This window comes from Lentzea aerocolonigenes, from assembly GCF_000955955.1.
In the GTDB taxonomy this organism is placed as follows: Bacteria; Actinomycetota; Actinomycetes; order Mycobacteriales; family Pseudonocardiaceae; genus Lentzea; species Lentzea aerocolonigenes_A.
In genome coordinates this window covers 1-9971 of sequence record NZ_JYJG01000261.1, presented here as the reverse complement: position 1 = coordinate 9971, position 9971 = coordinate 1, and the positions used below count along the sequence as shown (strand labels likewise).

Annotated in this window: 7 protein-coding genes; 6 read left to right on the top strand and 1 reads right to left on the bottom strand. The window is 67.0% G+C overall.

Translation table 11 applies throughout. From position 1 onward, the window contains the following. The first annotated feature begins 3 nt into the window (after positions 1–3). Positions 4–459, top strand: coding sequence for an SRPBCC family protein (locus UK23_RS30655; protein ID WP_045315168.1), 456 nt, complete (start codon positions 4–6; stop codon positions 457–459). Here UK23_RS30655 and UK23_RS30650 read toward each other — a convergent pair. After that, positions 434–4216, bottom strand: a complete 3783-nt coding sequence (locus tag UK23_RS30650) for an AAA family ATPase (protein ID WP_045315167.1) — start codon at positions 4214–4216, stop codon at positions 434–436. The two genes, UK23_RS30655 and UK23_RS30650, sit on opposite strands and share 26 nt — an antisense overlap. 276 nt (positions 4217–4492) lie before the next feature. On the opposite strand from UK23_RS30650, the gene UK23_RS30645 reads away from it, so the two are divergent. The 5 genes from UK23_RS30645 to UK23_RS30625 all read left to right on the top strand — a co-directional run. After that, positions 4493–5581 (top strand): mandelate racemase/muconate lactonizing enzyme family protein, encoded by a 1089-nt coding sequence (locus UK23_RS30645; protein ID WP_045315166.1) that lies wholly within the window; start codon positions 4493–4495, stop codon positions 5579–5581. 20 nt (positions 5582–5601) lie between these two features. Beyond that, entirely contained in the window at positions 5602–7557 is a 1956-nt protein-coding gene (locus tag UK23_RS30640) for a CBM35 domain-containing protein (RefSeq protein ID WP_196777951.1), read from the top strand. A gap of 27 nt (positions 7558–7584) precedes the next feature. Continuing rightward, positions 7585–8547: a carbohydrate ABC transporter permease gene (locus UK23_RS30635; RefSeq protein ID WP_196777950.1), complete on the top strand. Its 963-nt coding sequence runs from the start codon at positions 7585–7587 to the stop codon at positions 8545–8547. 9 nt (positions 8548–8556) lie between these two features. After that, positions 8557–9438 (top strand): carbohydrate ABC transporter permease, encoded by an 882-nt coding sequence (locus UK23_RS30630; protein WP_052685206.1) that lies wholly within the window; start codon positions 8557–8559, stop codon positions 9436–9438. Next, positions 9435–9971: glycoside hydrolase N-terminal domain-containing protein (locus UK23_RS30625; RefSeq protein WP_045315164.1), on the top strand; the 537-nt coding region annotated here is incomplete at its 3' end. The genes UK23_RS30630 and UK23_RS30625, both read left to right, overlap by 4 nt.

Genomic DNA, 9971 nt, shown 5'->3' with positions numbered 1-9971 from the left:
GTCATGACACCTGACGCCACCGCGCACATCGACGTTGCTGCCTCACCGCAGCGAGTGTTCGACCTGGTCAGCGACCTGCGAGGGCTGAGCGGTGTCGCGGAGGAGTACTCGGGAGGCCGGTGGCTCGGTGCCACCGGCGCTTCCGTTGGAGCTCGCTTTCGCGGCCTGAACCGCCGTGGCTGGCGGGTGTGGCCGACCACTGCGATCGTCACCGACTGCAGCGCTCAACGGTTCGCGTTCGAGGTTCGTTCGATGGGCATGGCCGTGTCGCGCTGGCAGTACGACATCGAACCCACCGCTTCCGGCTGCCGCGTCACGGAGTCCACTTGGGACCGTCGTCCCTCGTGGTACGTGCCGATCACCGTGCTGGCAACGGGTGTGAAGAACCGCGCCGTCACCAATCAGGCCAACATCGAGTCGACACTGGCGCGGCTCAAAGAGGCCGCTGAGAAGGCGTGAGCGCGGTCAGCCCAGGCATGCTCATCGCGACGACGTCGGAACCCTGACCGAAGACGAGCGTGCCACGGCCACCGATCGCCATGCAGGTGACCCTCTCCGGCAGACGCACGACCTCCACGCACTCCTGTGTTTCCAGGTCCCACAACCGGATCGTCCGGTCGAAGCTACCCGTGATGACGGTCGTCCTGCCGCCCAGGCTGGCCATGATCGCGCTGGTGGCCGTGTCCTCGTGTCCGGCGAGCCCGCCATGACTGCGTCCGGTGCTCAGGTCCCAGATCCGGATCACCGGGTCTTCGTACGCAGCGGTGGCCGCGAACAGATGTCCGCCGACCGTCGCGAGCGCCAGTGCCCAGATTCCGCCGGGATGTCCTGTGCTGATCTTCACGACGTCGCGCCGCGAAACCGGGTCCCAGACCTCGAGCCCCTGCACTGCTCCAGGAGCACTCGGCGATGCGGTGAATCCGATCGCCACCACGAGACGGCCGTCGATGCGGCCGATCGCGGCCGAGCTGACGTACTGCGGGAGAGAACTGTCCAGGTCTGCCTTCCCGACCGGCTTCCAGGCACGCTTCCTCGGCGTCACCGTCCAGACGTCCAGAAACGCGTTGTCGCACACCGCCACGACCGCCTTGCCGTCGCTTTCGGCGATGGCGACCGTCGGGCGTATGGCCCGGTAGTCGAGTTTGCCGACCAGCTGTTGTTCGGTGAGGTCCCAGATCTCCGCGGCTTCGTGAACGGCGAGCGCCGGTGTTCCGACCGCGCTGATCTGGTCGGAACCGTGAGGGAAGGTGTAGATCGCGCCTAGATGCTGCCCGTCGGCGAGATTCCAGTGCTGCACCACCGGGTCGTGCTGGACGGCCAACACCACTGATCCACCCTCGAATTCGGAGATCGCCACCTCGCTGACCGTCCCGGTGGACCGGTCCGCGACCTCCGGGATCGGCGTCGTGTCCAGGTCGAGCACGCCGATCCGCTGGTCCGGCACGCCGGAGAACGAGTCCGGCCAGGAGGTCGTGAGTGCGAGGAACCTTCCGTGCACCGTCGCCACAGCGAGGCAGTTCACGTCGTCGTGCCCGGTGCGGAGCTCGCTGATCAACCTGGTGGTCGCGACGTCCCACCTGCACACCGACCCGTTCACCGTCCCGCCCAGCAGCACCGTCCCGCCCCTGTGCCGGACCGCCACGAGCGTCTCGATGTCGTCGTCGGCGTTCATCCGGCCCAGTGATCGCCGATTCAGCAGGTCCACCATCTCGATCGTGGACTCCGAGGCGCTGAAGCCGATCAGCTTGCCGTCCACCTCGGCAATCGTGAAGCAGCCAGGGGACTCCTCGAAGGCGATCCGCCCCACCTGCCTGCCCGCCCCGAGGTCCAGGACCTCCACCTGATCATCCCTGGAGTCGGTGACCGCCCCGATCAGCCTCGTGCCCGCCCTTGCCACCGCTATGTGGCTGACCTCGTTCGCCCTGCGGAAGTTGGTGTGACAGCGCCCTGCCGACTCCAGGGTCCGCAGGTCCCACAGCCACAGCGTCAGACCTTCCCAGCCCGGGGCGCGGTGTGCCGTCACGACCACGTCGTCGCAGACGATGATGTCGGTGACCGCGGTTTCGCGGTCCGGGCAAGGGATTCTGCCGACTTCACGGTCCTCGGCCGGATCCCACAACCGGACGGTTCCGTCCACGCAGCCGATCAGCGCGACAGGCGTACCCCGCCACACCGTTGCGGCGAGGGAGGTGACGTCGCCTTCGAACTTGGCCAGCTGCCGCAGATCGGCGAGGTCCCACGCCCGCACCGCGTCGCTGCCGAAGCTGAACGCGACCTCGCCCGCGATGGCCAGGTCGCTGATCTGCTGGGTGTGACCGGACAGCATCGCCACCGTGGCCGGGGAGACCCCGTGTCCGGTGGCGAACCGGACCTGCCAGCTCGACTCGTCGAGTGCGTTGAGCTTGTCGCGCAGGTCGTTCGCGCGGAACCGGGCCGCGTCGACCGCGAGCTGACGACGTCGTGTGCTCGGGTCGGCCTCAACATGCAGGTGCTGGGAGACCCGGTAGATCGAGGACACCAGCCGTCCGTGCCGGGTTCTGGTGTGCCGCAAGGAGGCCAGCAGTCCGGACGGTTCGGCGTGCACGACGAAATCCAGGTCGTCGAGCAGTTCGTCCAGCATGCCTGCCGCCACGGCGTGGTCCGGTAGGTGCCGCAGTGTGTACGGACTCCAGTTGTGCTGCGCCAGGGCCTTGGTGATGGCGGCTTCTGGTGATCTGTGGTGTTCCTGGAGGTGTTCGTCCAGCGCGCGGTGGTAGAGGCGGTACTGGCCGTCGTGCCGTTCGACGAGGTAGTTGGCCGCGCTCTGGAACACGGTGTCCAGGTCGAGCAGTGTGTGCCGGTGTCCACTGTGGAGCGCGTCGGCGATGGTCAGCCAGGTGCTGTCACGGGAGAGGCCTTCTCCTCGTGCGAACGCCAAGGCGGTCAGCACCCGCCGCACCAGTGCCCTGTCCGGTCCGCACGCGTCGAGGTATTTGTCCAGCGCTTGGCCAACCGTCTCAGGCAATTCCGAGACGTCGAACTCGCGGCCGGCGAGCCAGCGGGTGGTCAGCTGGGCGATCAGGAAGTTGTGCTGAGCTCGTACCGCGATCAGGCCCGCATCCTCGCGGGAGAGTCCAGGGAGCCGGCGGCACACGTAGTCGACGACGTCGGGCTTGTGCAGGTACTGAGGCGAGTCGAGGTCGATCCGAGGGGCTGACCGGCCGAACGCGGTCAGGATCCTGGCTCGCTCGCTGCCTGCCGGAGCGGTGCGGACGGCGGCCAGCACGCGGGCGACACCGCTGGTGGCCAGGTCGCGGAGCAGTGCGGCGATGTCACGGGCGGCGTCGACGCTCGCCGCCTCCTCGACCGCGTCGACCAGGATCACCGGCACGTGATCCAGTTCGCGCAGGGCGACGATCAGCTCGGCGGACGTGGTGGCGTCCACGTCGGCGCCAGCGGCGAGCCGGGCCAGCACGTCGTCGAAGGTCAGGCCCGACGTGTGGACGGCGATGTCGAACGAACCCGCTGTGACCAGCACGTGGGCGAGCACCGCCGACTTGCCCGAGCCGGGGCCGCCGGTGACGACCAGCAGCGGCGAGTCGGCAGCTACCCAGTCGTGGATCGCCTGGCGGGCGGCTTCGCGGCCGGTGAAGTACGACTCGCCGGAGTCGGATTCCACCTCGGAACCATGTGCGCGGGGCAGCCAGTGCGTCTGCAGGGCGGCGTCGAGATCGAGTCTCCAGCCGGTGCGCAACCCTGGCAGCGTGACGGGCAGCGTTCGGCCGTCCGGCGCGACGAGGCCCACGACGGCTTCGAGGTCGTGGTCGAACACGACACCGTCGGAGGTCGTGCTCCGCAGGCTTTCGCGAGACGACAGGGGAGCCGGGGTCAGGGCCACGGGCTCGGCCAGTCGCAGCACCGAGACGTCCTGATGCCGCTCGATCACGACGGCTTCCCGTGTGACGTCAGCGTGCGGGAACCGCACTCGCACGGAGCCGGACACGTCCGCGACCGTGATCACTCGCCGCTCGTCGACCAGCAGGCCGGGGGAGCCGAGCACGGTGGCGAGCCAGGGCGGCCGCCGGGTCAGGCGGTGGGCGATCGTCGCCGGTCGCCGACGGGTGGGTGCGGAGTGGATGTGCAGGTCGCCGTGGATGTCGCCGGTCTGCACGACGGTCCCGAACACGTCGCCCTCGACCACGTTCGACGTGGTGGCGTCGTCGCCCGGTCCCTCCATGTGTTCATTCTGGATCACCGGCCTGCCAGGACGACAGCGTCTGACAACCGGACAGAAACGCTCACATCTTCACTCACACTTCAACAGGTACGAACAGCAGCGACCACGGCTGTGAGCTGCAGACATCGGAGGACCGGAACTGATTCCGGTCGCTCGTGCCCGTTGTAAACGCTCTCAGGGACGTGGGAGCGTGGCCAAACGACGGTTGACAGCGTTGTAACGCCCGCGTTCAATGCCCGCAAATATCCTATAGGATCAGAGATCCGAGGAGTTGGCGTGGCAAAGGTCCTACGTGCCGAGGCGTTCCAGGTCGACGTTCCCGTCGAGACCCTGCGCACGGACGCGGTCCAGCAGTTCGTCAAGCAGGAGACCGTTTTCGTCGAGATCACGACCGACGACGGCCTGTCCGGACTGGGCTACGCCTACACGATCGGCACGGGCGGCAGCTCGGTCCTCGCTCTCCTGAAGGACCACCTGCTGCCCCGCCTCGAAGGCAAGGACGCGCGGCGCATCGAGCACATCTGGCAGGACCTGTTCGCCAGCACCCGGAGCACCACGGTCGGCGCGATCACCTCGCTCGCGCTGGCCGCTGTGGACACCGCGCTGTGGGACCTGCACTGCCTGCGCGCCGGGGAACCGTTGTGGCGCATGGCAGGCGGCCACAAGCAGGAGGTGCCGCTGTACGACACAGAAGGCGGCTGGCTGCACCTGTCCACCGAGGAGCTCGTCGCCGGAGCCAAGGAGACGGCGGCCCAGGGCTGGCAGGGCATCAAGATGAAGGTCGGCAAGCCCGACCTCACCGAGGACGTCGAACGCCTCGAGGCGGTGCGAGCAGCCGTCGGCGAGCGGTTCGCGATCATGGTCGACGCCAACCAGTCCATGACCGCGGCCGAGGCCATCAGGCGCGCGCAGGCTTTCCAGAACGTCAACCTGACCTGGCTGGAAGAGCCGCTGCCGGCCGACGACGTGAGCGGACACGTCAAACTCGCCCAAAAGACAACAATTCCGATCGCGGTGGGCGAGTCGCTGTACTCGGTCGCCCAGTTCCGCGAGTACCTCGAACGCGGTGCCGCCTCGATCATCCAGGTCGACGCGGCGCGGATCGGCGGCATCACGCCGTTCCTCAAGGTCGCGCACACCGCGGAGGCGTTCAACGCCGACGTCTGCCCGCACTTCCTGATGGAGCTGCACGTCAGCCTCGCCGCCGCACTGCCCAACGGCAAGTACGTGGAGCACATCCCGCAGCTGCGCGCCATCACCCGGAGCGAGATGACCGTCCACAACGGACACGCGCTCGCGCCCGACACGCCAGGTCTCGGCATTGATTGGGACCGCGACGCAATGGACGACCTCCGGGTCGCCTGAAAAATCACAAAGGAGTGGTCTTGAGAGCGTTAGGTGTCGTTGCCGGCCTGCTCGCGTCGCTGATCGCGGTCCCCGCAGCAGTGGCCCAAGCACCGGAAGCACAACAGCAGCAGAAGATCGCCGACAAGCCCTACATGGGCTGGAGCAGCTGGAGCCTGCAGGCGACCAACTACCCCGGCGTGAACCCGGACGGCCCGGCGAGCTTCCTCAACGAGAAGAACGTCCTGCAGCAGACGGACGTCCTCGCGGCGAGGTTCAAGAGCCACGGCTACAACCACGTCAACGTCGACGCGGGCTGGCTCGGCTCGTTCGACGAGTACGGCCGCCCGGTCGCGGACGCCAAGAAGTTCCCGCACGGCATGAAGTGGCTCGGCGACTACGTGCACGGCAAGGGCCTCAAGTACGGCTCCTACCTCGCGGTCGGCCTGGACCTCAAGGCGTACAACGACGGCAAGACGCCGATCTACAACGCCCCCGGCTGCACCACCAAGGACATCGTCTACCCGGACCTGCGCAAGACCAACGGGTGGGAGATGGCCTACAAGATGAACTTCGACAACCCGTGCTCGCAGAAGTACATCGACTCCATCGCCGGGGTCCTCGCGGGCTACGGCGTCGACTTCCTCAAGCTCGACGGCGTCGGTCCCGGCAGCTTCAAGGGCGGCGAGCGCTTCGACAACACCAGTGACGTCAAGGCGTGGAACACCGCGCTCAAGAACACCGGCCGCCCCATCGAGTTCCTCATCTCGTGGGCGCTGAGCCACCGCCAGGCCGACGTGTGGAAGGCCAACACCAACGGCTGGCGCATCGACACCGACGTGGAGTGCTACTGCGAGACGCTCGTCCGCTGGAACAACTCGGTGAAGCAGCGCTTCAACGACGTCGTGCAGTGGATCGACGACGTCGGCCCCGGCCGCTGGAACAACCTCGACAGCCTCAACGTCGGCAACGGCGAGATGGACGGCATCACCGAGGCCGAACGCCAGAGCTACATGACGCTGTGGGCCATCTCGAACTCCCCGCTCTACCTGGGCGACGATCTCACCAAGATCGACGACTACGGCTACCAGCTGCTCACCAACGACGAGGTCATCGGCATCAACCAGGCCGGCATCCCCGCCCGTCCGGTGGACCAGCGCTCCGACCAGCAGGTCTGGTACGCCCGCAACGCCGACGGCAGCTACACCGTGGCCCTGTTCAACCTCGGCGCCACGCCCGCCAAGGTCACCGCGGACTTCGCGCAGCTCGGCATCAACGGCAACGCCAAGCTCCGTGATGTGTGGTCGCGCAAGGACATCGGCCAGGCCAACGGCTCGTTCAGCGCCGACCTGCCCGTCCACGGCTCGAAGCTGCTGAAGATCACCCCGCGCGCCGCCGTCTCCCCGGCCGTGGTCCAGGGCACCGCTGCCACGCCGACCAGCATCGCGCTGAAGTGGCAGGGCAAGACCGGCGTCCGCTACGACGTCTACGCGGGCAACAAGAAGGTCGCCACGACCACCAGCACCAACGCGAACATCACCGGCCTCACCCCGGCGACCTCCTACGAGTTCACCGTGGTGCAGAACGGCAACCGCTCCAAGCCGGTTTCCTATGTGACGCCCAAGGATTCCGTCACCTATGAGGCCGAGAAGGGCAGCCTCGGCGGCGGTGCGACCGTCTACGGCTGCGAGTGCTCCAGCGGCAACAAGGTCGGGTACATCGGCGGTAGCGGCATTCTCACGATGCCGACGGTGAACGTGCCGAAGGAAGGCACCTACCTCGTCGAACTGTCCTACGTGGACGCCAGCTCCAGCCGCACCGGCATCGTGACGGTCAACGGCACCAGCTTCAAGCTGCCCGTGGCCGGCGCGAACGACGACAACTGGGGCCTGGCGCAGAAGATGACCGTCCCGATCTACCTGCTGGCCGGCAACAACACGATTCGCTTCGGCAACCCCGACGACTCCGTGTTCGACGTCGACAGCATCCGCATCTAACCCACCCCAAGAACAGGAGGCGTCGTGGTGACGACCGTGCAAGACTCCAGCGCCCATGTCGTGCGTGGACCTGCCACCACGGCGCCTCCACCCACAGCCCGCCGCCGCAAGGGCCCCGCTTCCCGCCACAACGACACGTGGATCGCGTGGCTGCTCGTCGCGCCCGCCATCCTCGGGTTCGGCGTGTTCTTCGCCTACCCGATGCTGCGCGGCGTCTACCTCAGCTTCACCGAGTTCCACATCCTCAGCCCACCGGTGTGGACCGGCCTGCGGAACATCCAGGAACTGATCAACGACGGCCGGTTCTGGCACTCGCTGGGCGTCACCGCGTACTTCGTCGTGCTGACCACGATTCTGGGTGTCGGCATCTCGCTGCTCACCGCGGTCGTGCTGCACCGCCTGAACGTCAACACGACGATCCGCGGGCTGATGATCCTGCCGTTCCTCATCTCCGGTGTCGTCACGGCGCTGGTGTGGACGTGGATGCTCGACCCGCAGCTCGGCATCGTGAACCAGCTGATCACCTGGATCTTCGGCGAGCCGATCAAGTTCTTCGGCTCCGACGCCTGGGCCGTGCCGACACTGGCCGCGCTGAACGTGTGGAAGTCCATGGGCTACAACGCGGTGCTCATCTTCGCGGGCCTGCAGACGATCCCCGTGTCGATCTACGAGGCCGGCCGGATCGACGGCGCGTCGGAGTTCCAGATGTTCCGTTCGCTCACGCTTCCGTTGCTGCGGCCGATCCTGGTGATGGTCGTGATCCTCAACGTCATCAGCGCGACGCAGATCTTCGACATCGTCCAGGTCAGCACCAAGGGCGGCCCGGCGGACGCCTCGCTCGTGCTGCAGATGTACATCTACGACAAGGCTTTCGGCCAGTTCGACTTCGGTTACGCCGCAACCATGTCACTCGCCCTGTTCCTGCTGCTCGTCGCCGTGACCTTCACGCAGATGCGGATGGCGCGCGCCAGCGAGTCCGACACCAACTGAGGAGCTTCGGTGACTACATCGATGAGGCTCGGCAGGGGCCTGGCGTGGAGCTACATCATCGTCATCCTGCTGGTCACGATCTTCCCGTTCTACTGGATCCTGAGGACCGCGCTGTCCAACAACTTCGCGATGTCCACGGACCCGTCGTCCTTGCTACCGGTGCACTTCACGTGGGGCCCGTTCAAGCGCGCACTCGGGCTCGCGACACCCGCTGAAGCCGCTCTGGAGAACGGGTCGGGTGCGAAGATCGACCTGGCGCTCGCGCTGTGGAACTCCATCGTGTACGCCGGGATTCTGACGCTGTGCACCGTCGTGTTCTCGGCTTTGGCGGCCTACGCGTTCGCCCGGCTGCGGTGGAGGGGCCGTGACCTCGTCTTCGGCATCCTGCTGACCGCGCTGATGGTGCCGTCGGTGTTCACGCTGCTGCCGAACTTCGTGCTGATGAAGGACCTGGGGCTGCTCAACACGTTCGGCGGCATGATCCTGCCTGGCGCGTTCTTCTCGGCCTTCAACATCTTCTTCCTGCGGCAGTTCATGCTCGGGCTCTCGCACGAGGTCGAGGAGGCCGCGATCATCGACGGCGCCGGGCCGTTGCGGGTGTGCTTCCGAATAGTGCTGCCGATGAGCGTCGCGCCGATGGCCACGTTGACGCTGCTGCAGTTCATCTCCACCTGGAACGACTACTTCTGGCCGTTGCTCGTCACCAACGACGAGTCGGTGCGCCCGCTGACTCTGGCGTTGGCGGTGTTCAAGCAGTCCTCACCGCAGGCGTCGCTGGACTGGGCCGGTCTGATGGCGGCGACGCTGGTCGCGGCGCTGCCGATGCTGCTGCTGTTCGTGGTGTTCGGGCGGCGGCTGGTCAACTCCATCGGCTTCACGGGGATCAAATGAGACTCAACTGGCCTTCTCCGGCGCAGGAGTGGACCGAGGCGCTGCCCGTCGGCAACGGCCGCCTCGGCGCGATGGTGTTCGGCGGGGCCGGCCGGTCCCGCGTGCAGGTCAACGACGCGACGGTGTGGTCCGGCACCGCGGACGGGCCTTCTCGCGCGCTGGCTGACGTGCTGGCGGCCGGAGCTGGTCCCGAGCGACTCGCCGAGGTGCGCGCGGCGATCTTCTCCGGCGACCTCCAGCGCGCCACTGATCTGCTGATGTCGTTCGAGGGCCCGTACAGCCAGACATTCCTGCCGTACGTGGACCTGTGGATCACACTGCCGGACGGCGTCTCCCAGGGGCGCACGCTCGACCTGCGGACCGGCGTCGTGACGGAACACCTCACGATCGGGGCCAACGAGGTCCTGCGGCGGGTGTGGGCGTCGGAAACCGCGCTGTGCGTGGAGATCATCGGCGTGGTGCCGCTCGACGTGGAGCTGACGACTCCGTTGCGGAAGGTGTCCCGCGAAGGGCTCTCGCTCGTCGTCGACATC